Source organism: Serratia sp. MMO-28 (assembly GCF_037199905.1).
GTDB classification, from domain to species: domain Bacteria; phylum Pseudomonadota; class Gammaproteobacteria; order Enterobacterales; family Enterobacteriaceae; genus Chania; species Chania oryzae.
The window spans coordinates 49,309-75,423 of record NZ_JBBCVB010000006.1 but is presented as its reverse complement, the minus strand read 5'-3'; the positions used below and the strand labels follow the sequence as shown (position 1 = coordinate 75,423).

Annotated in this window: 20 protein-coding genes; 13 read left to right on the top strand and 7 right to left on the bottom strand. The window is 53.2% G+C overall.

The genetic code is table 11. From position 1 onward, the window contains the following. Positions 1-7: 7 nt before the first annotated feature. The gene (locus WG891_RS06935) at positions 8-1,012 is read left to right on the top strand and encodes a type IV pilus twitching motility protein PilT (protein WP_337262199.1); all 1,005 of its coding nucleotides are present in this window, start codon (positions 8-10) and stop codon (positions 1,010-1,012) included. Positions 1,013-1,021: 9 nt separating this feature from the next. Here WG891_RS06935 and ruvX read toward each other — a convergent pair whose 3' ends face one another. The 6 genes from ruvX to WG891_RS06905 all read right to left on the bottom strand — a co-directional run bounded on the left by ruvX (position 1,022) and on the right by WG891_RS06905 (position 5,250). After that, positions 1,022-1,444 carry a Holliday junction resolvase RuvX gene (ruvX, locus tag WG891_RS06930; protein WP_156293056.1) on the bottom strand — a complete coding sequence of 141 codons (423 nt, stop codon included), beginning with the start codon at positions 1,442-1,444 and terminating at the stop codon, positions 1,022-1,024. Next, positions 1,444-2,007, bottom strand: a complete 564-nt coding sequence (locus tag WG891_RS06925; RefSeq protein WP_337262198.1) for a YqgE/AlgH family protein — start codon at positions 2,005-2,007, stop codon at positions 1,444-1,446. Before WG891_RS06925 ends, ruvX begins: the two co-directional genes overlap by 1 nt. 145 nt (positions 2,008-2,152) lie before the next feature. Further along, positions 2,153-3,103: a glutathione synthase gene (gshB, locus tag WG891_RS06920; RefSeq protein ID WP_076943417.1), complete on the bottom strand. Its 951-nt coding sequence runs from the start codon at positions 3,101-3,103 to the stop codon at positions 2,153-2,155. 33 nt (positions 3,104-3,136) lie between these two features. Further along, the gene (rsmE, locus tag WG891_RS06915) at positions 3,137-3,868 is read right to left on the bottom strand and encodes a 16S rRNA (uracil(1498)-N(3))-methyltransferase (protein ID WP_076943479.1); all 732 of its coding nucleotides are present in this window, start codon (positions 3,866-3,868) and stop codon (positions 3,137-3,139) included. A gap of 68 nt (positions 3,869-3,936) precedes the next feature. Next, positions 3,937-4,632: a deoxyribonuclease I gene (endA, locus tag WG891_RS06910; RefSeq protein WP_337262197.1), complete on the bottom strand. Its 696-nt coding sequence runs from the start codon at positions 4,630-4,632 to the stop codon at positions 3,937-3,939. Between the two features lie 117 nt (positions 4,633-4,749). Continuing rightward, positions 4,750-5,250, bottom strand: coding sequence for a SprT family zinc-dependent metalloprotease (locus WG891_RS06905; RefSeq protein WP_076943415.1), 501 nt, complete (start codon positions 5,248-5,250; stop codon positions 4,750-4,752). A gap of 364 nt (positions 5,251-5,614) precedes the next feature. Here WG891_RS06905 and fumA point away from each other — a divergent pair, with 364 nt between their 5' ends. Further along, on the top strand, positions 5,615-7,261 hold the full coding sequence (fumA, locus tag WG891_RS06900; RefSeq protein WP_076943414.1) for a class I fumarate hydratase FumA: 1,647 nt from the start codon (positions 5,615-5,617) through the stop codon (positions 7,259-7,261). Between the two features lie 415 nt (positions 7,262-7,676). Further along, positions 7,677-8,279, top strand: coding sequence for a hypothetical protein (locus WG891_RS06895; protein ID WP_337262196.1), 603 nt, complete (start codon positions 7,677-7,679; stop codon positions 8,277-8,279). Between the two features lie 88 nt (positions 8,280-8,367). Here WG891_RS06895 and WG891_RS06890 read toward each other — a convergent pair whose 3' ends face one another. Next, positions 8,368-9,744 (bottom strand): amino acid permease, encoded by a 1,377-nt coding sequence (locus tag WG891_RS06890; RefSeq protein ID WP_337262195.1) that lies wholly within the window; start codon positions 9,742-9,744, stop codon positions 8,368-8,370. A 610-nt stretch (positions 9,745-10,354) separates the two neighbouring features. Here WG891_RS06890 and pdhR point away from each other — a divergent pair. From pdhR to yacL, 10 genes are all read left to right on the top strand, one after another. After that, positions 10,355-11,119 (top strand): pyruvate dehydrogenase complex transcriptional repressor PdhR, encoded by a 765-nt coding sequence (gene pdhR / locus WG891_RS06885; protein WP_337262194.1) that lies wholly within the window; start codon positions 10,355-10,357, stop codon positions 11,117-11,119. A gap of 166 nt (positions 11,120-11,285) precedes the next feature. After that, positions 11,286-13,949, top strand: a complete 2,664-nt coding sequence (aceE, locus tag WG891_RS06880) for a pyruvate dehydrogenase (acetyl-transferring), homodimeric type (RefSeq protein ID WP_337262193.1) — start codon at positions 11,286-11,288, stop codon at positions 13,947-13,949. A gap of 12 nt (positions 13,950-13,961) precedes the next feature. After that, positions 13,962-15,830: a pyruvate dehydrogenase complex dihydrolipoyllysine-residue acetyltransferase gene (gene aceF / locus WG891_RS06875; protein WP_337262192.1), complete on the top strand. Its 1,869-nt coding sequence runs from the start codon at positions 13,962-13,964 to the stop codon at positions 15,828-15,830. Between the two features lie 359 nt (positions 15,831-16,189). Next, the gene (lpdA, locus tag WG891_RS06870; protein WP_167370524.1) at positions 16,190-17,614 is read left to right on the top strand and encodes a dihydrolipoyl dehydrogenase; all 1,425 of its coding nucleotides are present in this window, start codon (positions 16,190-16,192) and stop codon (positions 17,612-17,614) included. Positions 17,615-18,731: 1,117 nt separating this feature from the next. Then, a complete protein-coding gene (gene acnB / locus WG891_RS06865; RefSeq protein ID WP_337262191.1) occupies positions 18,732-21,329 on the top strand; it encodes a bifunctional aconitate hydratase 2/2-methylisocitrate dehydratase in 2,598 nt (865 codons plus the stop codon). 392 nt (positions 21,330-21,721) lie between these two features. Continuing rightward, positions 21,722-22,837 carry an RNA ligase RtcB family protein gene (locus WG891_RS06860; RefSeq protein ID WP_337262190.1) on the top strand — a complete coding sequence of 372 codons (1,116 nt, stop codon included), beginning with the start codon at positions 21,722-21,724 and terminating at the stop codon, positions 22,835-22,837. Next, positions 22,834-23,451, top strand: coding sequence for a peptide chain release factor H (gene prfH / locus WG891_RS06855; protein WP_337262189.1), 618 nt, complete (start codon positions 22,834-22,836; stop codon positions 23,449-23,451). Before WG891_RS06860 ends, prfH begins: the two co-directional genes overlap by 4 nt. 83 nt (positions 23,452-23,534) lie before the next feature. Then, positions 23,535-24,254, top strand: a complete 720-nt coding sequence (locus WG891_RS06850; RefSeq protein WP_337262188.1) for an RNA ligase family protein — start codon at positions 23,535-23,537, stop codon at positions 24,252-24,254. Further along, positions 24,238-25,353, top strand: coding sequence for an AAA family ATPase (locus WG891_RS06845; protein ID WP_337262187.1), 1,116 nt, complete (start codon positions 24,238-24,240; stop codon positions 25,351-25,353). The genes WG891_RS06850 and WG891_RS06845 overlap by 17 nt, the downstream gene beginning before the upstream one ends. Positions 25,354-25,569: 216 nt before the next feature. After that, positions 25,570-25,932, top strand: a complete 363-nt coding sequence (gene yacL / locus WG891_RS06840) for a protein YacL (protein ID WP_076943401.1) — start codon at positions 25,570-25,572, stop codon at positions 25,930-25,932. Positions 25,933-26,115 lie beyond the last annotated feature (183 nt).

The following is a 26,115-nucleotide window of genomic DNA, read 5'->3' as shown; positions in this document are numbered from 1 at the left end:
GATTGATATGGATATCGATGAATTTGTGGCTCTTAGTGTAAAGCATAATGCCTCCGATCTGCACCTTTGTACCGGTCATCGGCCCATGTTACGCATAGATGGTGAACTCCGGGCCGTGGCAGAGGCAGAAAGCGTTGCGCCAGCGCAGATGGCAATCTGGTGCGACGCCTTGTTGACTCAGGCACAGCGGCAGCAGCTACAGCAGAGTGGCCAGCTCGATCTGGCGCTGGCGTTGGCAGGGGGGATTCGCCTGCGTGCCAATTTCTTTCTGCAAAACGGTGGGGTGTCCGTGGCGTTACGGCGGATTGCCAGCGAGTGCCCGACCTTGGCCGAACTGGGCACTCCCGAGATCGTCCCGGCGCTGGTGCAGCGGGAAGATGGCCTGATCCTGGTTACCGGCGCTACCGGCAGCGGCAAATCCACCACGCTGGCGGCGATGATCGATTTTATCAATCAGCGTCAGCGCCGCCATATCCTGACGCTGGAAGATCCGATCGAATTCATCCATCACAGCCAGCGATCGCTGATCCAACAGCGCGAACTGGGGCGTGATACTCACAGTTTTGACGACGCGTTGCGGGCGGCACTGCGTGAAGATCCTGACGTGATCCTGCTGGGGGAACTGCGCGATACCACCACCATCCGCCTGGCGCTGACCGCAGCGGAAACCGGCCATCTGGTTCTGGCCACGCTGCATACCCGCAGCGCACCGCAGGCGGTAGAACGGCTGGTGGATGTGTTCCCGGCAGAAGAAAAGCCCTATGTCCGCGCACAGTTGGCCAGCAGCCTGCAGGCGGTGATTGCGCAAAAGTTGCTGAGTAAACCAGGGGGAGGGCGGGTGGCGATCTATGAGATCCTCACGGCCACCGCCGCAGTAAGCAGCATGATCCGTGAAGGCAAAACGCACCAGCTTGCCAGCGTGTTGCAAACTGGTGCGCAGTCAGGCATGCAGACCTTTGAACAGGGGTTGCAGCAACGTATTCAGGCAGGTTTGCTCAGCGGGGCAGCTTAGGTGAGATGGTTAACCCAGTTGTTGTTCGAACCAGCTTTCCAGAATCACTACTGCGGAGGCCGAGTCAACGCTGCCCTTGTCCAACGCGCGGAAACCACCGCGATCGAACAGATGAGCACGGGCTTCAACGGTGCTCAGGCGTTCATCGTGCAGAGCGATTTGCACGCCAAAACGGCCGTGCAGGCGGTTGGCAAATTTACGTGCGCGTTCGGTCAGCGGTTGTTCGGTGCCGTCCATATTCAGCGGCAGGCCGACCACCACCAGATCCGGCTGCCACTCTTTCAGCAACCGTTCAATCTTTTGCCAGTCTGGTGTGCCGTCTTGGGCTTTAAAGGCGGCTAGCGCCCGTGCCGTGCCGGTAATCTCCTGGCCGATGGCGGCGCCGATGCTCTTGGTGCCGAAGTCGAAGGCAAGAATGGTGCGGTTGCTCATCAGGCGTGTCCTGCTTGGTTGGCAATGTTGCGGATGTCGATGCCCAAGCGGTTTGCCGCCTCGCGCCAGCGGTTGGCGATCGGCGTATGGAACAGAATATCGATGTCGGCCTCGGTCGTCAGCCAGGCGTTCTCCAAGACCTCTTGTTCCAGTTGGCCTTGTTCCCAGCCAGCATAGCCAAGAGCCACCAGGACATCTTTAGGCTGATCAGCGGTTCCTAGGGTTTCCAATACGTCTTTGGAAGTGGTGATCATGGTCTGCGGCGATATCTGAATGCTGGAGGCGAATCCTTCACGCGGCGAATGCAGAATAAAACCGCGATCGTCGGCCAGTGGCCCACCGGCCAACACCGGTTTATCCAGGCTGATAGCGGGATCGCGTGGCGAAGGTTTGATTTGGAGTTTGCTCAACACCGACTCGACCGTGAACTGTTCCACGGGTTTGTTGATGACTAACCCCATGGCGCCGCTTTCATTATGCTCACAAACGTATATCACCGAACGTTTGAAGCGCGGATCTTGCATTCCAGGCATGGCAATAAGGAAGTGGTGCTGTAAATTCATGTCGTTATACAAGGTGTTATCGATTGGAAAGTAAACAGCCGCCAGTATGCGGCTATACCCGTCATACTTCAAGCGGTGATATTGGGAGCTGCACGTGAGCCTAAAAAGGCTCACGTGCAGCTAGAAACTATGAGGTAGCGTCTGCTTATCTTGCGGCAAGACGTTTTTCAATGGCATCCATCAACATACCGGTGACGGAAACGGGGAAGGCGGCTTCAATTTCACGGGCGCAGGTTGGGCTGGTGACGTTGATTTCGGTGAGACGATCGCCGATCACATCTAACCCAACGAAAATCAGGCCCTTTTCTTTCAGCGTTGGTGCAACCGCACGGGCAATCTTCCAGTCACTTTCGCTCAGCGGGCGAGGTTCACCACGGCCACCGGCAGCCAGGTTGCCACGGGTTTCACCTTGGGCGGGAATACGTGCCAGGCAGTATGGCACCGGTTCGCCGTCCACCACCAGAATACGTTTATCCCCCTCCTTGATGGCTGGCAGGAAGTTTTGCGCCATGCAGAAACGGCTGCCGTGCTCGGTCAGGGTTTCGATAATTACCGACAGGTTAGGATCGTCCTGTTTCACGCGGAAGATCGAGGCACCGCCCATCCCGTCCAGCGGCTTGAGGATGATGTCGCCATGCTGCTGGTGGAATTTACGGATATGCGCTGCGCTGCGGCTGACCAGCGTATCTGGCGTCAGCTCCGGGAACCAGGCGGTGAACAGTTTTTCGTTGCAGTCACGCAGGCTCTGCGGTTTGTTGACCACCAGCGTGCCTTTCACTTCGGCGCGTTCCAGAATGTAGGTGGCGTAGATGTATTCGGTATCGAAAGGCGGATCTTTGCGCATCAGGATCACATCCAGATCCTGCAACGCCAGGTCCTGTTCGGCGCTAAAGCTGAACCAACTCTCTTTATCCTCTTTTACGCTTAACAGGCGCGTGCGGGCGCGGCCATCACCGGCGTGCAGGTAGAGATCGTTCATCTCCATATAGTGCAGCTCCCAGCCACGGCGCTGCGCTTCGAGCAGCATGGCGAAGCTGGTGTCTTTCTTGATATTGATGGATGCGATAGGGTCCATCACGATGCCGAGCTTGATCATCTCTTCTCCTTACGAGCCGGTATTAACAGGCTCTTAGCCCAGGTCGCCGAAACGGACCTGCAAAGCGGTAATTGCGGTAAGCGCTGTGGTTTCCGTACGCAAAACGCGTGGCCCCAGCAGAATATCAGTAAATCCGTAATCTGTAGTCATGGCGATTTCTTCGGCGGATAGCCCGCCTTCCGGCCCAATCAACAGGCGAACATGGTCTACCGGCAGCGGCAGCGTGTTGATGCTCTGGCTGGCCCGCGGGTGCAGGTTCAGCTTCAGGCTGCCGTCCTGCTCGGCGCACCAGGCTCTCAACGGCATCGCTGTGCGGATTTCCGGGATGCGGTTACGGCCGCATTGTTCACAGGCGGCAATGGCAATCTTCTGCCATTGTTGCAGCTTTTTCTCTAAGCGTTCGCCATCCAATTTAACGCCACAACGCTCGGAAAACAGCGGGGTAATCACGTTCACACCCAGCTCAATGGATTTCTGAATGGTGAATTCCATCTTTTCACCGCGTGAGATCACCTGGCCAAGATGCAGATCGAGCGGCGATTCGCGATCCTCAATCTGCCCGGCACTGACGCGGACCACAACGTTCTTTTTATTTACCTGGGTGATTTCGGCGTCGAACACCTGATTGCTGCCATCAAACAGTTGCAGCGCCTGCCCGGGGCTCATACGCAACACGCGGCCAACATGGTTAGCGGCATCTTCGCTCAACGCGATTTCAGCATTGGCGCTCAAGGGTTGCGGATGATAGATGCGGGGTATACGCATAATGATTATCGGATCCTGGCTCATTGATACGGCGCTGCCAGCAGGCAGCGCGAAACTACTATAGTAGGTCAGCCGTTTCTCTGCTGACAAGCTTGTTGAATATAAGAGTTATGGTTGCCTTGGATCAGTGCGATACGTGCTTCCCGCGTACATTCCCAGGCGGTCACTGGATATTGGCGATCCCAGGCTTCAAGCAATTGGGTTTGCTGGCGCGAAAGCTGCAACTGATAGCGATCGCGCATATAGAAATAGGTACGCGCAATGGCACCGCGCGCACGTGCCGGTGGCTCGGCCTGTTTGTTCTTGAAGTCGACCTTCATCGGGCACTGACCATACTGCCCCTCACCGCCGCGCCATTGGCTGAACATGAAATTGTTGCGATCGCCATTCACTTCACCAATAGCAGGCTGCAGGTTGTGCAGGTCGGTTTCGATTTGGCGGTAAAGCGGGTTTTTGTTGCAGTTTTTGCGTCCGCCCTCTTGCCAGCACTGTAACTGATGGCCGAATTGCCAGGCGGGGACGACGTGTTCCCATTCAATGCGTTCGGCGCGCTGGGTATTTTTACGCACCTGATAGCCACAACTGCTGAGATCGGGAATGCCTTGCTTACCTTGCCAGTTGATCTTGCAGCCGCAGTAAAAACTGCCGGGGGCATCCTGGTTAATCTTGGCCGCGGCAGCCTTGGCTTGAGTGAAGTTATTGATTTGCGCCAGTACGTTACTCGAGGTGATCAAGAGCATCATAAATAAAATTTTGCGAAGCATATTCCAAAATAACCCAAAAGCGGAAAAGCGGGCAGGGTAACGGAAGTGACCTACAGGTGCAAATCAGGGAAAGGTTTGCTGATCTTCGCGGCTAACTCTGTTTACTAACGGTTTTCGTTAACCAAAAAAACGCAGTTTTTCGCCGCATTGGCGGCAGCGATACTCACTTTCGCCACGCAACACGCGATTATGGCGGCGTACGGTTAACTGGTGCTGCTGGCAGGCGCACTGATAGGGGAAGGTTTTGCTCTGTACCGAACTGATTGCAAACTGATGAGTGCGGCTGGCGGGTACCTGCAGCACGCTTTCCATCATCCAGCGCCATTCGTGACCATGCGGTGGCACGCGGCCAAACTGGCGAAATACCAGCAGATGGGCCAGTTCATGGGGGACAACCTCGTCGATAAACGGCTGTTGGTTTTCTATCAGCAGCACGGGGTTGAGGCGGATTTCCCAGGCTTGCAGCCAAGCCGTACCCGCGCTGGTGCCGCGTTGCTGGTAGACGATCTTCGGTTCCGGGAATTCGCGGGCAAAATGCTGAGATGCCAGCTGCAGTTTTGCCCGCAGGCAGCGCATCACCGCCTGTTGCAGCGCAATGGGGATTCTTACTCTGTTCATTGTGGCTAGCTTAAGCAATGGCGCAACGGCTGGCAACAGCTAACAGCAGAAGCTATTGCAGGCGGTTATTTCCCGACAATGATAACCCGATCGACCCACAGGATTGTAATCAATGTGTTAACTGCGGGATAATAAAGCGTGCATGATGAGTCTGTACCCGCAGTGCTCACCGGATGAGGTCAGAAAGCCTCCATCAGTCTTAATTCCCTACGTTAATAAGGGTATAGCGGTTGTTTTGCGATTTGGCGCAATAACTGGCTACCTAAAAATACGTAAGGTGTGGGGAGTTTTTTTGACGCAGCGCACCCCGAGTACGCTGAGTGAGTGTGAATTTAACGCAGCCGATGTTGCAAGTGAGAGATTAATGTCGAATAAACCGTTCCACTATCAAGATCCGTTCCCGCTGAAAAAAGACGATACCGAATATTATCTGTTAAGCCGTGAGCACGTTTCTGTCGGCGAGTTTGAAGGCCAGGAAATCCTCAAAGTTGCCCCGCAGGCTCTGACCCTCCTCGCCCAGCACGCTTTCCACGACGCGTCATTTATGTTGCGCCCGGCGCATCAGCAGCAGGTGGCGGATATCCTCAGCGATCCTGAAGCCAGTGAAAACGATAAGTACGTTGCGCTGCAATTTTTACGTAATTCAGAAATCGCCGCCAAGGGTATTTTGCCAACCTGCCAGGATACCGGCACCGCGATCATCGTCGGCAAAAAAGGCCAACGTGTCTGGACCGGCGGTGGGGATGAAGAAGCCCTGTCGCGCGGGGTGTACAACACCTTTATCGAAGACAACCTGCGTTATTCGCAAAACGCTGCGCTGGATATGTATAAAGAGGTCAATACCGGCAGCAACCTGCCGGCGCAAATCGATCTCTACAGCGTGGATGGCGAAGAGTATAAATTCCTGTGCATCGCCAAAGGCGGTGGTTCAGCCAACAAGACCTATCTGTATCAGGAAACCAAGGCGCTGCTGTCGCCGGGCAAGCTGAAAGATTATCTGGTGGATAAAATGCGCACGCTTGGCACTGCTGCGTGCCCACCGTACCACGTTGCCTTTGTCATTGGCGGCACTTCAGCGGAAGCTACGCTGAAAACCGTGAAACTGGCTTCGACCAAATACTACGATGGCCTGCCAACCGAAGGTAACGAACATGGTCAGGCATTCCGCGATGTGGCGCTGGAACAGGAACTGCTGAAAGAAGCGCAAAACCTGGGGCTGGGTGCTCAGTTTGGTGGTAAGTATTTCGCGCACGATGTCCGTGTGGTGCGCCTGCCGCGTCACGGTGCATCCTGCCCGGTTGGCATGGGGGTGTCCTGCTCTGCTGACCGTAATATCAAAGGCAAGATCAACCGTGAAGGGATCTGGCTGGAAAAATTGGAACATAACCCAGGCAAATTCATTCCGCAGGAGCTGCGTCAGGCCGGTGAAGGTGAAGCGATCAAGGTCGATCTTAACCGCCCGATGGCAGAAATCCTGAAGCAACTGTCGCAGTATCCGGTTTCGACCCGCCTTTCCCTGAGCGGAACCATCATCGTCGGGCGTGACATTGCGCACGCTAAACTGAAAGAGCGCCTGGATCGCGGTGAAGGTTTGCCACAATACGTGAAAGATCACCCAATCTACTACGCGGGCCCGGCCAAAACCCCAGAGGGCTATGCTTCCGGTTCGTTGGGGCCAACCACCGCCGGCCGTATGGATTCATACGTCGATCTGCTGCAGTCGCACGGCGGCAGCATGATCATGCTGGCCAAAGGCAACCGTAGCCAGCAGGTGACCGATGCCTGCCATAAACACGGTGGGTTCTACCTTGGCAGCATCGGTGGCCCGGCCGCCGTGTTGGCACAGCAGAGCATCAAGAGCCTGGAGTGCGTGGAATATCCGGAACTGGGGATGGAAGCGATCTGGAAAATTGAAGTGGAAGACTTCCCGGCATTCATCCTGGTGGATGATAAGGGCAATGACTTCTTCCAGAAGATCCAGGAATCACAGTGCGCGCGTTGCGTGAAGTAACTCTTTTCTGATAAGGCCCCCTGAAAAGGGGGCTATAAACCGTTATAACGCGTATTCGCCCCTACCATCTATCTAAATTAATAATCACCTTTCACATTTATTAAGTGGAATAAAATATCTTTTTATCTGATTCTTTTTGTTTATATAACTGTGAAAATAAAATACATAAATACATCTGCTTGTGTTTATCACTGAAATAAAAATAATATGCTGGCATGTATATCTCATGATTCTTTGAGCGTATATATGAAAAAGAACTGAAGTAAACGGTATATTCATAGCCATTCCCAAAATGGTTAGGGTTTCTGCTTAAGACCCGCTTGGCGGCTCAAAATTTTACTTTCTGTTTTTTTCTAGGTTTTTCATGAAGATATCGGCCAAATTGAGCGTATTATCGGTCATTATAGGGATGACAATGTTAGTGCATTCCCCTTTGTATGCTAATGAAGCAGTAAAAATTTATAAGTATTCGCTGTCAGATGGGGCAGATATTTGTTTTAAAAAGATTAAAGAAAAACTTGGCGAAGAGACAAAAGTTTCAACGATAAGCTCGTTTTTTGCTTCTGGCAGTGAAATCGATCCTCGTAGTGCTAATAGGCCACAAGGTGTGATGACAACTTGTACCGTCTCTTATCAGAACCCGGAAAACTCGAAGAGATTGTTGAGTATGAGCATGGATACCAGAACTGGCGAGTTTAAAAAACCTCTTCAGGTGGAGATCCGCGTGAGCGGCGACTCATCAAAATTCGATTTAAATAATTATTTGATTGCTCTTGATAAGGTCAATCTCTCGCCCCTTCCTGCGTTCATGGAGAGTCAGGAGAAAAATTTGAGTGCACATTACTCAAAATTTGCCTGGACCGGTGTACGTTTAAGCTCACCAGGAACCTTTAGTAATAAACACCAGTTGCGTGTTGATGTCGCGGGGCGTCTTGCCGTTAATGACATAAAGGAGAGTGGTTATGCTGAGTTTTCGGTTGATGGCAAGAAAGTGATCAAAAATCGTTTAATCAAATAGAGCCATATTCTATTAATAAAGGAAAAGGCGGTAACGCCAAGAGAAGGAAACAGGCTCACGGATGCGAGCCTGTTAAATGATGCCAAGATCAGCGCGCTGCTGCGCTTGACGCCCGTTGGCTACGCTGTTTGACAACGTAACCGATACCAAGAATGGCAACCCAGACCGGGATCAGCAAGACGGAAATCTGGATGCCCGGCGTAAAGTACATGATCACCAGAATCCCAGCCAAAAACGCCAGACACAGATAGTTGCTGAACGGATACCAGAAGGCTTTGAACTTCGGCTGTACCCCTTCACGGTTTTTGGCTGCGCGGAATTTCAGGTGTGCCAGGCTGATCATCGCCCAGTTGATCACCAGAGCAGAAACCACCAGCGCCATCAGCAGTTCGAAGGCACGGCCTGGGCTCAGGTAGTTAATCAGCACACACAGCGCGGTGGCCAGCGAAGAAAGGCCGATCGCAATCACGGGAACACCGCGGCCATCCACTTTCAGCAAGGCTTTCGGGCCATTGCCCTGTTTTGCCAGGCCGTACAGCATGCGGCTGTTGCAGTAAACGCAGCTGTTGTACACCGACAGCGCTGCCGTCAGTACCACGACGTTCAGCACGGTGGCTACCAGGTTGCTGTTCAACGCGTGGAAGATCAGCACAAACGGGCTGCCGCCTTCAACCACTTTGCCCCACGGGTAGAGTGACAGCAGAATGGTCAGGGAACCGATATAGAACAGCAAGATACGGTAAATCACCTGGTTGGTGGCTTTCGGAATACTGGTTTCCGGGTGATCGGCTTCGGCGGCGGTGATACCCACCAGTTCCAGCCCACCGAAGGAGAACATGATCACCGCCATCGCCATCAGCAGCCCCATGGTGCCATTCGGGAAGAACCCGCCTTGTGCCCATAGGTTGGTGACGCTAGCCTCTGGCCCGCCCAGGCCGCTGAACAGCAGGTAGGCACCAAACACGATCATGCCGATGATGGCGATCACTTTGATGATGGCGAACCAGAATTCCATCTCGCCATACACTTTTACGTTGGACAGGTTAATGGCGTTAATGGCGAGGAAGAAGACCGCGGCAGAAACCCAGGTTGGGATTTCTGGCCACCAGTACTGCACATAAATGCCGACGGCGGTCAGCTCCGCCATCGCGACCAGCACATACAGCACCCAATAGTTCCAGCCTGATGCGAAACCGGCAAAGCTCCCCCAGTATTTATAGGCAAAGTGGCTGAAGGAACCGGCAACCGGCTCTTCCACGACCATTTCACCCAACTGACGCATGATCAAGAAGGCAATAAAACCACCAATCGCGTAGCCAAGAATGACCGACGGGCCGGCCATTTTTATTGTTTGAGCGATACCGAGGAATAACCCGGTACCGATAGCGCCACCTAAGGCAATCAGCTGAATATGGCGGTTTTTCAGGCCGCGCTTCAGTTGATCGCCATGTTGTTGACCATCCATCAATAAACCCTCTGTTGTTGCATAACTTTCACCGCTGTAAAGCAGTGATTGCGATGTGTGTTCTTTTTTGTTTACGGTCTTGTAGCTATTAATTGCGCGGTGCCGCTACCGTTCGGCCAAGAATAATGTTATGCGGGAAAGTTTGCACCTGCTTTATTGTATGAATGATTAAGATTGCAGCAGTTTAGGCAACAAAATGCGGGTTGTGTGACAAGAGAAGGAGCTTTGTGCATGAAGTAAGCAATAAATCACAGAATGCGCAAAAATACACATTTCCTCTGCCGAAATAATGAGCGAACGGCCGCCATTGAAAGCGGCTAGGCTTCATTGCCCGGCTATCGTCGGATAACCGCCTGGCGAGGGGGCATAACATACCTAACCAAACGTTTCATAAACGTTAAATCCGCTATCTACCTCGTAAATGGTATTACCAAGACGGCGTTATCAGCTTGCGACGGCCTATGGTCTGAGTTGTTAAAATGTGCGGGAAACCATGATTTCAATCAAGGCCGATATGGACAGCAGGTGAATACTTTGTTACTTTACCGTCACGTTTTTGAAATTGGTATTACCAATTGACTACGCGCCATTCGCAGAGAAGAAATCACTCATGGCCTACAGCAAAATCCGCCAACCCAAGTTGTCAGACGTCATCGAGCAGCAGCTTGAATATCTGATCCTTGAGGGCACGTTGCATCCAGGTGAAAAATTGCCTCCGGAGCGCGAACTGGCGAAACAATTTGATGTTTCCCGCCCTTCTCTGAGAGAGGCGATTCAGCGCCTTGAAGCTAAAGGGCTGCTCTTGCGCCGTCAGGGCGGCGGCACCTTTGTACAAACTAATCTGTGGCAGAGCTTCAGCGATCCGCTGGCTGAACTGCTGGCTGACCATCCTGAATCACAATTCGATCTGCTCGAAACCCGTCATGCCCTTGAAGGTATCGCCGCCTATTACGCAGCATTGCGCGGCACCGACGAAGATCTGGCACGCATTCGCGATTGTCACCATATGATTCAGCAGGCTCAGGACAGCGGCGATCTCGACGCTGAAGCCGATGCGGTCATGCAGTATCAAATCGCCGTGACCGAAGCTGCCCATAACGTTGTGTTACTGCATCTGCTGCGCTGTATGGGGCCGATGCTGGAACAGAACGTGCGTCAGAACTTTGAATTGCTCTACTCGCGCCGTGAGATGTTGGCAACGGTGAGCAGCCATCGCGCCGGGATTTTTGAGGCGATTGTGGCACGCGAGCCAGAAAAGGCCCGTGAAGCCTCGCACCGCCATTTGGCGTTTATCGAGGAAGTTTTGCTGGATCTCAGCAGAGAGCATACCCGGCGCGAGAGATCGCTTCGGCGGCTCCAGCAACGTAAAGATTAAGAGCGGTTCTCGGCAGAGTAACACCAGTCTGCCGAGATAACGCTCGTGGTACTTAGTTAAGTACTTAAGCGGCAACTAAACTGATGAGCCTGTCTTCGTGTGTTTTGCTGCAGAACGCAGGAAGACAGGCTCCAAACAAACCATTAGACAGATAAGGAATACCACCATGTCAGAACGTTTAAACAATGACGTGGATCCGATCGAAACCCGCGACTGGCTGCAGGCGATCGAATCGGTCATCCGTGAAGAGGGTGTTGAGCGAGCTCAGTTTCTGATTGATCAGGTGCTGGGAGAAGCGCGCAAAGGCGGCGTGAAGGTTGCGGCAGGCTCGGCAGCCAATCACTACGTCAACACCATCGCGGTAGAAGACGAACCTGAATACCCAGGTAACCTGGATCTGGAACGCCGCATTCGTTCAGCGATCCGCTGGAACGCCGTAATGACCGTTCTGCGTGCCTCCAAAAAAGATCTGGATCTGGGCGGCCACATGGCTTCCTTCCAGTCTTCCGCGACCTTCTATGAAGTCTGCTTTAACCACTTCTTCCGTGCGCGCAACGAGAAAGACGGCGGCGATCTGGTGTACTTCCAGGGCCACATCTCTCCGGGCGTTTATGCACGTGCCTTCCTTGAAGGCCGCCTGACCGAAGAGCAAATGAATAACTTCCGCCAGGAAGTGCATGGCAATGGCCTGTCTTCTTACCCGCATCCAAAGCTGATGCCGGAATTCTGGCAGTTCCCGACCGTTTCCATGGGCCTGGGCCCAATCAGCGCCATCTATCAGGCTAAATTCCTCAAGTATCTGGAGCACCGTGGCCTGAAAGACACCTCTGGCCAGACCGTTTATGCCTTCCTGGGCGACGGTGAGATGGACGAGCCGGAATCCAAAGGGGCGATCACTATCGCTACCCGCGAGAAGCTGGACAACCTGGTATTCGTTATCAACTGTAACCTGCAGCGCCTGGACGGCCCGGTTACCGGTAATGGCAAGATCATCAACGAGCTGGAAGGCATCTTCGCCGGTGCTGGCTGGCAAGTGCTGAAAGTGATCTGGGGTGGCCGTTGGGATGAACTGCTGCGTAAAGACACCAGCGGTAAGCTGGTGCAACTGATGGGCGAAACGCTGGACGGCGATTATCAGACCTTCAAATCCAAAGACGGCGCTTATGTGCGTGAGCACTTCTTCGGCCGCTACCCGGAAACCGCTGCGTTGGTGAAAGACATGACCGACGACGAGATCTGGGCACTGAACCGTGGTGGCCACGATCCGAAGAAGGTCTATGCCGCACTGAAAAAAGCGCAGGAAACCAAAGGTAAAGCCACCGTGATCCTGGCTCATACCATTAAAGGTTACGGCATGGGTGAAACGGCGGAAGGTAAAAACATTGCTCACCAGGTGAAGAAAATGAACATGGAAGGGGTTCACCACTTCCGCGATCGTTTCAATGTGCCGGTTGCCGATGCTGATATCGAAAAACTGCCATTTATCACCTTCGATAAAGATTCAGAAGAATACAAATATCTGCACGAACGCCGTCAGGCGCTGCAAGGCTATGTGCCAACCCGCCTGCCTGCGTTCACCCAGAAGCTGGAAATGCCAGCGCTGTCTGACTTCAACTCCCTGTTGGAAGAGCAGAACAAAGAAATCTCTACCACCATCGCCTTCGTGCGTGCCCTGAACGTGATGCTGAAGAACCCGTCGATCAAAGATCGTCTGGTGCCTATCATTGCCGACGAAGCACGTACCTTCGGGATGGAAGGCCTGTTCCGCCAGATCGGCATCTACAGCCCGAACGGCCAGCAGTACACCCCGCAGGACCGTGAGCAAGTGGCGTACTACAAAGAAGACGAAAAAGGTCAGATCCTGCAGGAAGGCATCAACGAACTGGGCGCGGCCTCTTCCTGGCTTGCGGCAGCGACTTCCTACAGCACTAACGATCTGCCAATGATCCCGTTCTACATCTACTACTCGATGTTCGGGTTCCAGCGTATCGGCGATCTGTGCTGGTTAGCCGGTGACCAACAGGCGCGCGGCTTCCTGATCGGCGGGACTTCAGGCCGTACTACCCTGAACGGCGAAGGTCTGCAGCACGAAGATGGTCACAGCCACATTCAGTCGCTGACCATTCCTAACTGTATCTCCTACGATCCGGCTTACGCGTATGAAGTGGCGGTGATCATGCATGACGGCCTGGTACGTATGTACGGCGACGCGCAGGAAAACGTCTACTACTACCTGACCACGCTGAACGAAAACTACCATATGCCAGCGATGCCGCAGGGCGCAGAAGAGGGTATCCGTAAGGGTATCTACAAGCTGGAAACCTTGGCGGGTAGTAAAGGTAAAGTGCAGTTGCTGGGTTCCGGTGCGATTTTGCGTCATGTGCGTGAAGCAGCGCAGATCCTGGCGAAAGACTACGGAGTGGGTTCTGACACCTACAGCGTGACTTCCTTCACCGAACTGGCGCGTGATGGCCAGGACTGTGAGCGTTGGAACATGCTGCACCCAACCGAAACTCCGCGCGTGCCTTACATCGCTCAGGTGATGAACGATGCGCCAGCGGTGGCGTCTACCGACTACATGAAGCTGTTCGCAGAACAGGTTCGCACTTACGTTCCTGCCAGCGATTATCGCGTCCTGGGCACTGACGGTTTCGGCCGTTCTGACAGCCGCGAAAATCTGCGTCACCACTTTGAAGTTGATGCTTCTTACGTGGTGGTTGCTGCACTGGGCGAACTGGCTAAACGCGGTGAGATTGACGCTTCTGTGGTCGCTGATGCAATTAAGAAATTCGACATCAACCCAGAAAAAGTCAACCCACGTCTGGCATAAGAGGTAAATAGAATGTCTATCGAAATCAAAGTGCCGGACATCGGTGCAGACGAAGTTGAAATCACCGAGATCTTGGTGAAGGTCGGCGATAAAGTGGCCGTTGAGCAATCGCTGATCACCGTGGAAGGCGACAAAGCCTCCATGGAAGTGCCATCCCCGCAGGCGGGCGTGGTGAAAGAGATCAAGGTTGCCGTGGGTGATAAAACCGAAACCGGCAAGCTGCTGATGATTTTTGAAGCAGAAGGTGCAGCAGCACCGGCGGCCAAGGCAGAAGAAAAACCTGCAGCGGCTCCGGTAGCCGCGGCCGCCAGCGCCGCCAAAGACGTTGCCGTACCGGATATCGGTGCTGACGAAGTTGAAGTCACCGAGATCCTGGTGAAAGTCGGCGATACCGTTGCTGCCGAGCAGTCGCTGATCACCGTCGAGGGCGATAAAGCCTCTATGGAAGTGCCAGCGCCGTTCGCCGGTACCGTGAAAGAGATCAAAATCAACACCGGCGATAAAGTGAAAACCGGCTCGCTGATCATGGTGTTCGACGTGGCTGGCTCAGCTCCGGTGGCTGTGGCAGCATCAGCAGCGCCTGTCGCTGCACCGGCTGCCAGCGCAGTTAAAAACGTTGAAGTGCCAGATATCGGTGGCGACGAAGTTGAAGTGACCGAAGTGATGGTGAAAGTGGGCGACAAAGTTGCCGCTGAGCAGTCGCTGATCACCGTTGAAGGTGACAAGGCTTCGATGGAAGTGCCGGCACCTTTCGCGGGTACCGTGAAAGAGATCAAAATCAGCACTGGCGCTAAGGTGAAAACCGGCTCACTGATTATGGTGTTTGAAGTAGAAGGGGCAGCACCTGCCGCCGCTCCAGCGCCAAAAGCAGAGGCTGCACCGGCTCCGGCCAAGCAGGAAGCGCCGGCCGTTGCTCCTGCCACCGCTGCCGCAGGCAAGGGCGAGTTCACTGAGAACGATGCTTACGTTCACGCTACACCGGTCATTCGCCGCCTGGCACGTGAATTCGGCGTAAACCTGGCGAAAGTGAAAGGTACCGGTCGTAAAGGCCGTATCCTGCGCGAAGACGTTCAGGCTTATGTGAAAGACGCGGTTAAACGTGCCGAAGCTGCTCCTGCGGCAACCGGCGGTGGTCTGCCGGGCATGCTGCCATGGCCGAAGGTGGACTTCAGCAAGTTTGGTGAGATCGAAGAAGTCGAAATGGGCCGCATCCAGAAAATCTCTGGTGCCAACCTGAGCCGCAACTGGGTGATGATCCCGCACGTGACTCACTTCGATAAAACCGATATCACCGATCTGGAAGCGTTCCGTAAGCAGCAGAACGAAGAAGCGGCCAAGCGTAAGCTGGACGTGAAGTTCACCCCGGTGGTGTTTATCATGAAAGCCGTTGCTGCCGCTCTGGAACAGATGCCGCGCTTCAACAGCTCGCTGTCCGAAGATGGCCAGAAGTTGACGCTGAAAAAATACATCAACATCGGTGTGGCGGTAGATACGCCAAATGGTCTGGTGGTGCCGGTATTCAAAGATGTGAACAAGAAAAGCATCACCGAGCTGTCGCGCGAACTGATGACGATCTCCAAGAAAGCGCGTGATGGCAAATTGACCGCAGGCGAAATGCAGGGCGGTTGCTTTACCATCTCCAGCCTGGGTGGGATCGGGACAACCCATTTCGCACCGATCGTTAACGCACCGGAAGTGGCGATCTTGGGTGTTTCCAAGTCTGCTATTGAGCCGGTCTGGAACGGTAAAGAGTTCACGCCACGCTTGATAATGCCGATGTCGCTCTCCTTCGACCACCGTGTGATTGACGGTGCTGATGGTGCGCGCTTTATCACCATTATCAACAATATGCTGGCTGATATCCGCCGTCTGGTGATGTAACTGTTTAGGGGCGCTCTGGTAGCGCCCCTGTCAATCCTACTACCGGTTTTGTCGAGTTGTTGCATGACTCGACAGAATTGTTGAGACACGGGTCACCTGAACGCGCTTTGCAGACTATTAACAATTCTGTAAACTGCTCGCGGTGTAAGCGTCCCGGTGGATGAAGGGCGTTATGAGATTGATTAATAATATACCCAATGGATTTCACGTTGCAGCTAGGCGGCAAGTTCGTGAATCCCGAGGAGCTTACACAAGTAAGTGACTGGGGTGAGCGAGTGAAGCCAACAACGCTGCAAGGTGAAAGACGAAGGGTATAAAAATGACGTCTGACCCGCCGGACAAACAATTAAGAGGTCATGATGAGTACTGAAATTAAAACTCAGGTCGTGGTACTTGGGGCGGGCCCAGCAGGTTACTCTGCTGCCTTTCGTTGCGCTGACTTAGGTCTTGAAACCGTTCTGGTAGAGCGTTATTCCACTTTGGGTGGGGTGTGCCTGAACGTGGGCTGTATCCCTTCCAAAGCACTGCTGCACGTTGCTAAAGTGATCGAAGAAGCCAAAGCGCTGGCTGAGCACGGCATCGTTTTCGGTGAGCCGAAAACCGATATCGACAAAGTTCGCATCTGGAAAGAAAAAGTCATCAATCAGCTGACCGGTGGCCTGGCTGGTATGGCGAAAGGCCGTAAAGTGAAAGTGGTTAACGGCCAAGGTAAGTTCACCGGCGCTAACACCCTGGTTGTTGAAGGCGAAAATGGTGCGACTACCATCAACTTCGACAATGCCATCATTGCTGCAGGTTCCCGTCCGATTCAACTGCCCTTTATTCCTCATGAAGATCCACGCGTGTGGGACTCCACCGATGCGCTGGCGCTGAAAACCGTTCCAGAGCGTTTGCTGGTGATGGGTGGCGGTATCATCGGCCTGGAAATGGGTACCGTATACCATGCGCTGGGTTCTAAGATCGACGTGGTTGAAATGGCCGATCAGGTGATTCCAGCCGCTGATAAAGACGTGGTGAAAGTCTTCACCAAGCGCATCAGCAAGCAGTTCAACCTGATGCTGGAAACCAAAGTGACGGCGGTAGAAGCCAAAGAAGACGGCATCTACGTTACGATGGAAGGCAAAAAGGCTCCGGCAGAACCACAGCGTTACGACGCCGTGCTGGTGGCGATTGGCCGTGTGCCAAACGGTAAACTGCTGGATGCAGGCAAAGCCGGTGTAGAGGTTGACGAACGTGGCTTTATCCACGTCGACAAACAGCTGCGCACCAACATGCCGCACATCTTTGCTATCGGTGACATCGTGGGGCAGCCAATGCTGGCGCACAAAGGCGTGCATGAAGGCCACGTTGCGGCAGAAGTTATCGCTGGTATGAAGCATTACTTCGATCCAAAAGTCATCCCATCCATCGCTTACACCGAGCCGGAAGTGGCGTGGGTTGGTTTGACCGAGAAAGAAGCGAAAGAGAAAGGCATCAGCTACGAAACCTCCACCTTCCCGTGGGCGGCTTCTGGCCGTGCGATCGCTTCTGACTGTGCAGACGGCATGACCAAACTGATCTTCGACAAAGAAACTCACCGTATTATCGGTGGCGCAATTGTCGGCACCAACGGCGGTGAACTGCTGGGTGAGATCGGCCTGGCAATTGAGATGGGTTGCGACGCAGAAGATATCGCGTTGACCATCCACGCTCACCCGACCTTGCACGAATCCGTCGGCTTGGCCGCGGAGATCTACGAAGGCAGCATCACCGATCTGCCAAACCCGAAAGCCAAAAAGAAGTAATTCTTCTGTACCCAAAATAATTCGAGTTGCTTGTCGGCGGCAACTGAATGAATCCCCGGGAGCTTACTTAAGTAAGTGACTGGGGTGAGTGACAAATCTGCGAAAGCATATTTGAACGCTGCTTGCAGCGGCCCCGAAGGGGCGAGGCCCAGCATGGGCCGAGTAACGCAGCCAACACCCAAGCAACTTGAAGTATGAAGGGTATGGTTTGAACGGTTAATAAGCGGCTCCTGTTGAGGGGCCGTTTTTATTGGATTCGTTCCAGTAAAAGGCCGCTTCGAAAAGCGGCCAGTAGCTTACTTGTTCTGGATTATAACGTTGAAGTTGAGATGGTTGCCGGAAACTGGCCAGCCGCCATTACTGACCCCAAACGCTAAACCCAGTACAATGAGCAGGATAAAGAAAGAACTCCTTTTCATTGCGCGTTCCTTGTGGGACCACGACCACCGCGACTTCACCGGGAAAGCCCCGGTGGAACAAGCACTTGGTAGTGCTAGTATCGCAGTAGTTGCAGCACTGCTCTCAAGCCCGATGATCGGCTGCTAAACCGACAGAACAGACCCGAAATCAGGGTACATAAAAGACAGATTCTTTACATCCGGTTGGTTGATTTTTTAACCAATTTTACGCACAATGTTGTTGCTTGGTAGTGCTTGTATCGTTTCTGACGATGTAAAAAATCCGTTCGGTGCCTGCTAACACCGTATGGATACAAAAGAACCGTCGTAATTGGCGGTTTTTTTGTGTTTGCTGTTCGCAAATTTCCCCTCGACACAATTAATAACCATTGTAAAAGTATGGATGTTGTGTTGTGCTCATCTGGCTGAGCTTTTGGACCGTAACGAACGTCCCGCCTGCGTTGCAGCCGATTACGCTGCGCTCAACGATTCAGCAAAGATTTAATGTTGCTTTTATGTGAACGAATTAACAAGCGTTTCAGATCCTGATATGCTGGCCGAGCGGAACCGGGCACTGTACCTTACAGTCCAGGATATCGACAGCAGTGCCCCGTCAGATTTATGCCTTTCATATTTTGCAGCCAAAACAGCGCAACTCGAACGATGAAGGGTATAAAACGCCAGGCACCATAAATGACAATGAGAGCGAGGAGAAAGTCGTGCTAGAAGAATACCGTAAGCACGTGGCCGAGCGTGCTGCAGAGGGCATCGTCCCTAAGCCATTAGATGCGACACAAATGGCAGCGCTGGTTGAATCATTAAAAAATCCGCCAAAAGGCGAAGAAGAATTTCTGTTAGACCTGCTGATTAACCGCGTACCACCGGGCGTCGATGAAGCCGCCTATGTCAAAGCAGGTTTTCTGGCTGCTATCGCCAAAGGTGATGCCACTTCTCCCCTGGTTACCCCCGAAAAAGCCGTTGAACTGTTAGGCACCATGCAGGGTGGTTATAACATTCATCCACTGATCGACGCGCTGGATAACGCCAAACTGGCACCGATCGCTGCCAAAGCCTTGTCCCACACGCTGCTGATGTTTGATAACTTCTACGACGTGGAAGAGAAAGCCAAAGCGGGCAACCCGCATGCCAAGCAGGTCATGCAGTCTTGGGCGGATGCCGAATGGTATCTGTCACGCCCGCCGCTGGCAGAAAAGCTCACCGTTACCGTGTTCAAAGTGACCGGTGAAACCAACACTGACGATCTGTCACCAGCCCAGGACGCCTGGTCGCGCCCGGATATCCCACTGCACGCGCTGGCGATGCTGAAAAACGAGCGTGACGGTATTCACCCCGATCAACCGGGCAGCGTGGGCCCGATCAAGCAGATCGAACAGTTGAACAAGAAGGGTTTCCCGCTGGCCTACGTTGGTGATGTGGTCGGTACCGGTTCTTCTCGTAAATCCGCCACCAACTCGGTGTTGTGGTTTATGGGGGACGACATCCCTTACGTACCGAACAAGCGCGCTGGCGGCGTAGTGCTGGGCGGTAAAATTGCGCCAATCTTCTTCAACACCATGGAAGATGCCGGTGCATTGCCGATCGAAGTGGACGTATCCAATCTGAACATGGGCGATGTCATTGACATCTTCCCGTACAAAGGCGAAGTGCGTAACCACCACACCGGCGAACTGCTGGCCAGCTTTGAACTGAAAACCGACGTGCTGCTGGATGAAGTGCGCGCCGGTGGCCGTATTCCACTGATTATCGGCCGTGGGCTGACCACCAAAGCGCGTGAAGCGCTGGGCCTGCCGCACAGCAAAGTCTTCCGTATTGCCAAGCCGGTTGCGGCAAGCAACAAAGGTTTCTCACTGGCGCAGAAAATGGTTGGCCGCGCCTGTGGCGTGGCGGGCGTGCGCCCTGGTGAATACTGTGAGCCGAAGATGACCTCCGTGGGTTCACAAGATACCACCGGCCCGATGACCCGCGATGAGCTGAAAGATCTGGCGTGCCTGGGCTTCTCTGCCGATCTGGTGATGCAGTCCTTCTGCCATACCGCCGCTTATCCTAAGCCGGTTGACGTGACCACGCACCACACTTTGCCGGACTTTATCATGAACCGTGGCGGCGTTTCGCTGCGCCCGGGCGACGGCATTATCCACTCTTGGCTGAATCGCATGCTGTTGCCGGATACCGTGGGCACCGGTGGTGATTCTCATACCCGTTTCCCCATTGGGATTTCCTTCCCGGCAGGTTCCGGCCTGGTGGCATTTGCTGCCGCGACCGGCGTGATGCCGCTGGATATGCCAGAGTCAGTGCTGGTGCGCTTCAAAGGTAAAATGCAGCCGGGCATCACTCTGCGCGATCTGGTGCATGCTATTCCTTACTATGCGATCCAGCAGGGGCTGCTGACCGTTGAGAAGAAAGGTAAGAAAAACATCTTCTCTGGCCGCATTCTGGAGATCGAAGGCTTACCAGAGCTGAAAGTCGAACAGGCATTCGAACTGGCGGACGCCTCTGCCGAGCGTTCTGCCGCTGGTTGCACCATCAAACTGGATAAAGCACCGATCCAGGAGTATCTGAGCTCCAATATCGTGATGCTGAAGTGGATGATCGCTGAAGGCTATGGCGATCGCCGTACGCTGGAGCGCCGTATTCAGGGCATGGAAAAATGGTTGGCGGATCCGCAACTGCTGGAAGGCGATGCGGATGCTGAATATGCGGCAGTGATCGAAATCGATCTGGCCGATATCAAGCAACCGATCCTGTGTGCGCCTAACGATCCGGACGACGCTCGCCTGCTGTCCGATGTGGCCAACAGCAAGATCGATGAAGTGTTCATCGGTTCCTGCATGACCAATATCGGCCACTTCCGCGCGGCGGGTAAACTGCTGGATCAGCACAAAGGCCAACTGCCAACCCGCTTGTGGGTTGCGCCACCGACCAAGATGGATGCGGCTCAACTGACCGAAGAGGGCTATTACAGCGTCTTTGGCAAGAGCGGGGCGCGTATCGAGATCCCAGGCTGTTCACTGTGCATGGGTAACCAGGCACGCGTAGCCGATGGTGCAACGGTGGTTTCTACCTCCACGCGTAACTTCCCGAACCGTTTGGGGAATGGTGCTAACGTTTATCTGGCATCCGCAGAGCTGGCGGCAGTGGCATCGCTGCTGGGCCGCTTGCCAACACCTGATGAGTACCAAACTTACATGGCGCAGGTCGACAAAACGGCAGCGGATACCTATCGCTACCTGAACTTCGATCAACTGAGCCAGTATACTGAAAAAGCCGACGGTGTGATTTTCCAGACTGCGGTGTAATTCAGTATACCCAAAATAATTCGAGTTGCTTGTAGGCGGCAACCGAATGAATCCCTAGGAGCTTACATCAGTAAGTGACTGGGGTGAACGAGGGCAGCCAACACCCAAGCAACTTGAAGTATGACGGGTATAAACGGTTTTAATATTCGCGGGGGCCTTTGGGGCCCCGTTTTTTATTGGCTTGCTATCTGGAAAATTTATCGCTACTATCGCGGCGTTTTTTTCCATTCACATTATGCAAAGGAGGTACATCATGAATTATCAAGCACTGTTTACCCTTTGCAGGTCGTATCCTCAGGCTTAATTTCCTGTTTTCCGCGTAGTCGTACAGGTATTGCTCTGGCTCCGGCCTGCCACATCCAAATTATATTAATTAATCATCAGGATTGGTTATGGGCAATATTATACGCTCCGTTGTGCCGCGCGTTTCATTGATCGCGTCGCAACACACCTGGATTGAAGGAAATGCAATCCAGCAATTAGAAATTACGGCCAAGCTGCCAGATATGGTACGCGTTGTCGGGATGCCTGATTTGCATCCGGGCCGCGGTTATCCCGTTGGTGCCGCTTTCTTTTCACAACATCGTTTTTATCCAGCGTTAATCGGTAATGATATCGGTTGCGGTATGTCGTTATGGCAAACAGATTTAACCGCGATGAAACAGTCGTTGGATAAATTAGAAAAAAATCTGGGTAATATTGATGGCCCATTAGATGAAGACAGCCTAGGCGCTATTCCACCGGCGCTGGTACCTTATGCACCCAGCTTGGGAACCATCGGTGGCGGTAACCATTTTGCCGAGCTTTTACAGGTTGATGAAATCTATCAACCGGATGCTATCTTCGACAAAAAACGCCTGATGCTGCTGGTACACAGCGGCTCGCGGGGGTTGGGCCAGATGATATTGGAACAGCATGTTCGTGCTCATGGGCACCATGGCCTGTTGGAAAGTAGCGAAGAGGCCGGGGATTATTTGCAACAGCATCAGCAGGCGCTGGATTTCGCCGCTTTCAATCGGCAATTGATTGCCGGGCGGATACTGAAGCGTTTGCGCACTGCGGGCAATTGTCTGCTGGATATTCATCACAATCTGTTGGCATCCGCCAATATTGAAGGTGTACAGGGCTGGCTGCATCGTAAAGGTGCCACGCCTTCAGATGAAGGGCTGGTGGTGATCCCGGGTTCGCGCGGTGATTACAGCTATGTGGTTCAGCCACTGCCGGCAGCCAGCAGTCTGTTCTCACTGGCGCATGGCGCCGGGCGCAAATGGATGCGAGCAGAGTGTAAAGAGCGTCTTTCTGCACGTTTTAGCGTAGAACAACTGGCCAGAACGCGTTTCGGCAGCAGGGTGATTTGCCGCGATCGGCAACTGATCTATCAGGAAGCGCCAGAAGCTTACAAACCTATTGATAGCGTAGTCGGGGCGTTGCAGCAGGCTGGATTAGTCACCCTGCTGGCGCGTCTGAAGCCTGTGCTGACGTACAAAACCAGCGGAGGGCGGGAATGATTCTATTACAGATTTCTGCTGCCCATGGGCCCGATGAATGTTGTCTGGCGGTCAGCCTGGCGCTGCGGCAGTTTTACCATGAGGCCCAGGCTCTGCAGGTAGAACTGCACGAAATTGAGCGGGAAAGTGGCCGCCTGGCGGGCACATTGCGCTCGGTGCTGCTGGCGCTTAACGGTGAATCGGCTGAGCAATTGGCCGAGCGCTGGTGCGGAACATTGCAATGGATCTGCGAAAGCCCGTGGCGTAAAGGGCGTGCCAGAAAGAACTGGTTTATCGGTGCCGCACGTTTTTCTCCGGCAGTCATGCCAAAAGAAAGCGAAATTCGGTTTGAAACCTTGAAGTCATCCGGCCCTGGCGGGCAACACGTGAATAAAACGGAATCGGCGATTCGTGCCACCCATCTGGCCAGTGGAATTAGCGTTAAGGTGCAGACGGAACGTAGCCAGCATGCGAACAAACGCTTGGCGTGTTTACTGATTGCGCATCGGCTGGAACAACTCAAGCAACAGCGGTTGGATGAACAACGTGCACAACGGCGCCTGTTTCATCATCAAATTGTTCGAGGGGCGCCAGTGCGCATTTTTAAAGGGAATGACTTTACGCCATCGCAATAATCAGCGCGTTAACGGCGAGTCGTAATAAATAGCCTATCGACCTGATGGAATATCCCGATAGGCTAATAACAAGAAGAAAACTAATGGATATGCAAAGAAAATATGGTCGAACGTACCATTATCCTTTCTCACCGGGAACCACCAGTGACGATCGGATCAACAAAGAATACTGGCAAGACATTCAGTTAATTAAGCGATTAATACACACTGAAAAACTCGATGGTGAAAATAACTGCCTGAATCAATACGGTGTGTTCGCGCGATCTCATGCGGCGCCGACGGTTTCTGCCTGGACGCGTCAGATCCGCCAGCGTTGGCAACAGATCAAAAACGATCTCGGTGATATTGAGCTGTTTGGCGAGAACTTATATGCCACTCACTCTATTGAATATCGCGCTTTGGAACAGGACTTCTACTTATTTGCGGTGCGCTGCAAAGATGTGTGGCTAAGTTGGGAAGAAGTGAAGTTCTATGCTGCGTTATTTGATTTTGCCTGTGTGCCTGAGCTGCCGCTGAATACTCAAAACCAGACAGAGGCAGAATACCGATTGGCTATCATTGAACAGGCAAAAGAGATGGGCTGTTTTGCACCGCATGATGTTCATACTGGGTTGCCCTGTAGCATGGAAGGGATCGTCACACGTAATGCGGCAGAATTCCCGGTGGTTCAATTTCCCCATCAGGTCTTTAAATACGTGCGTAAAAATCATGTGAAGACGGATCGTCACTGGAGAGTGAACTGGCAACGAGCCCGTATGGCGCATGAGTACCGTCAGGAGGAAGGCCATGTGGTGCTTAAATGAAGATAAACAGTGGGCCAGGCTGGCGGAAAAGTTTCGCTGGGTGGCCGATATGCACCAGGTGCCGCAGGATCCCCGGCACCATGCAGAAGGGGACGTAGCAATTCATACCCAACGCGTGCTGGCTGCACTGACCGGGGCGAAGGAGTTCGCCGCGTTGCCTTCGCAGCAACAGGAACTGCTCTGGGCCGCCGCATTGCTGCACGATGTAGAAAAGCGTAGCACCACGCGCGTCGAGGCCGACGGTTCGGTCACCTCTCCGAATCATGCCAAGCGCGGTGAACTGACTACGCGCTCGATTCTGTATCGCGACATCGTCACGCCGTTTCAACTGCGTGAACAGATTGCGGCTTTGGTGCGATTTCATGGTTTGCCGCTGTGGATTATGGCGCGCCCTGCGCCGGAGCGGGCGTTATTATCTGCCGCCTTACGGCTGGATACGCGGCTGTTGGCAATGCTGGCACGGGCGGATGTCATGGGGCGTGATTGTGCGGATCAAGCCAGCTTGCTGGATAGTATCGAATTGTTCGAGCTGTTTTGCCAAGAGCAGCAATGCTGGGGGCAGGCTCGCCCCTTTGCCAGTGACTACCAGCGTTATCACTATCTGACGCACCCGCAGGCCTGCGTCGATTTTGCGCCTTACGAACAATTTCACAGTGAGGTGATCCTGCTTTGCGCGTTACCGGGCATGGGGAAGGATCGTTATATCGAGCAGCATGCGCCTGGGATGGCTGTTATCAGCCTGGATGATATTCGCCGCCAACACCGGTTGTCCCCAGCGGATAAAAACGCTACGGGGTGGGTGGTGCAACAGGCCAAACAACAGGCGAAAGCACTGTTACGCCGAGGCGAACCTTTCGTGTGGAATGCGACCAACATCACCCGGCAATTGCGTAGTCAATTGGTTGCACTGTTTACGGCTTATCGGGCAAAAGTGAAGATTGTGTATCTCGAGGTGCCCTACAAGCAGTGGCTGCAGCAAAATGCCGGGCGTGAGCACAGCGTGCCGATTAGTACCATGGAACGTATGCTGAGCAAGTTGGAAATTCCACAACTGGATGAAGCGCATGAAGTGGAATGGCAAATTCAGAATATTAAATGAAGCAGCCTGTGGCAGAAGCCAGCGACATGGATTTTTCCGCAGCACTCGCGGCATGTTATAATGCAGCAAAATCAGGTTGTTATGGCGTTTCCTTATTACTCGATGGCGGTTGCTGATTTACGGCTATCTGCACCCAGTTATCCACTTTGCGAGCTTTCACTGAGACAGTCGCGAATTAACGTTTAAACTAATAAAAACGGCTCAGGAGGGCATGCTATGGATTACGAATTTCTGCGTGACGTTACCGGTCAGGTGGTGGTCAGATTTTCGATGGGGCATGAGGCCATCGGGCATTGGATCAACGAAGAGCTGAAAGGGGATTTTAACCTGCTGGATCGGATTGAGGCCGGCGCGGCAGAAGTCAAAGGCAGCGAGCGTCAGTGGCAGTTGGAAGGCCATGAGTATACCCTGCTGATGGATGGCGAAGAAGTGATGATCCGTGCCAACCAGCTGGAGTTTGAAGGCGACGAGATGGAAGAAGGAATGAATTACTATGACGAAGAAAGCCTCTCTTTCTGCGGTGTAGAGGATTTTCTAGCGGTGCTGAAGGCTTACCGTTCCTTCATGCTGAATTACTGATTTCCCTCTCATTTAAAGAGGTGTCTCCTGCCGGGGCACCTCTTCCACCTCACCCTGCTCACTTCCTTATACTGATTAAATTAAATCAAAAAATCACAATGCTGATTTTTTGATCTGCGACTTGGCGCTCATTTTGTTTTTTATGATTCAATATAATCATTTTGATTTAAATAAATCAAAAAT

Bases quoted from the DNA above. Each gene is read 5' to 3' on its own strand.
- WG891_RS06935 (WP_337262199.1), top strand. From the start codon at position 8: ATGGATATCGATGAATTTGTGGCTCTTAGTGTAAAGCATAATGCCTCC.
- ruvX (WP_156293056.1), bottom strand. From the start codon at position 1,444: ATGAGCAACCGCACCATTCTTGCCTTCGACTTCGGCACCAAGAGCATC.
- WG891_RS06925 (WP_337262198.1), bottom strand. From the start codon at position 2,007: ATGAATTTACAGCACCACTTCCTTATTGCCATGCCTGGAATGCAAGAT.
- gshB (WP_076943417.1), bottom strand. From the start codon at position 3,103: ATGATCAAGCTCGGCATCGTGATGGACCCTATCGCATCCATCAATATC.
- rsmE (WP_076943479.1), bottom strand. From the start codon at position 3,868: ATGCGTATACCCCGCATCTATCATCCGCAACCCTTGAGCGCCAATGCT.
- endA (WP_337262197.1), bottom strand. From the start codon at position 4,632: ATGCTTCGCAAAATTTTATTTATGATGCTCTTGATCACCTCGAGTAAC.
- WG891_RS06905 (WP_076943415.1), bottom strand. From the start codon at position 5,250: ATGAACAGAGTAAGAATCCCCATTGCGCTGCAACAGGCGGTGATGCGC.
- fumA (WP_076943414.1), top strand. From the start codon at position 5,615: ATGTCGAATAAACCGTTCCACTATCAAGATCCGTTCCCGCTGAAAAAA.
- WG891_RS06895 (WP_337262196.1), top strand. From the start codon at position 7,677: ATGTTAGTGCATTCCCCTTTGTATGCTAATGAAGCAGTAAAAATTTAT.
- WG891_RS06890 (WP_337262195.1), bottom strand. From the start codon at position 9,744: ATGGATGGTCAACAACATGGCGATCAACTGAAGCGCGGCCTGAAAAAC.
- pdhR (WP_337262194.1), top strand. From the start codon at position 10,355: ATGGCCTACAGCAAAATCCGCCAACCCAAGTTGTCAGACGTCATCGAG.
- aceE (WP_337262193.1), top strand. From the start codon at position 11,286: ATGTCAGAACGTTTAAACAATGACGTGGATCCGATCGAAACCCGCGAC.
- aceF (WP_337262192.1), top strand. From the start codon at position 13,962: ATGTCTATCGAAATCAAAGTGCCGGACATCGGTGCAGACGAAGTTGAA.
- lpdA (WP_167370524.1), top strand. From the start codon at position 16,190: ATGAGTACTGAAATTAAAACTCAGGTCGTGGTACTTGGGGCGGGCCCA.
- WG891_RS06860 (WP_337262190.1), top strand. From the start codon at position 21,722: ATGGGCAATATTATACGCTCCGTTGTGCCGCGCGTTTCATTGATCGCG.
- prfH (WP_337262189.1), top strand. From the start codon at position 22,834: ATGATTCTATTACAGATTTCTGCTGCCCATGGGCCCGATGAATGTTGT.
- WG891_RS06850 (WP_337262188.1), top strand. From the start codon at position 23,535: ATGGATATGCAAAGAAAATATGGTCGAACGTACCATTATCCTTTCTCA.
- WG891_RS06845 (WP_337262187.1), top strand. From the start codon at position 24,238: ATGTGGTGCTTAAATGAAGATAAACAGTGGGCCAGGCTGGCGGAAAAG.
- yacL (WP_076943401.1), top strand. From the start codon at position 25,570: ATGGATTACGAATTTCTGCGTGACGTTACCGGTCAGGTGGTGGTCAGA.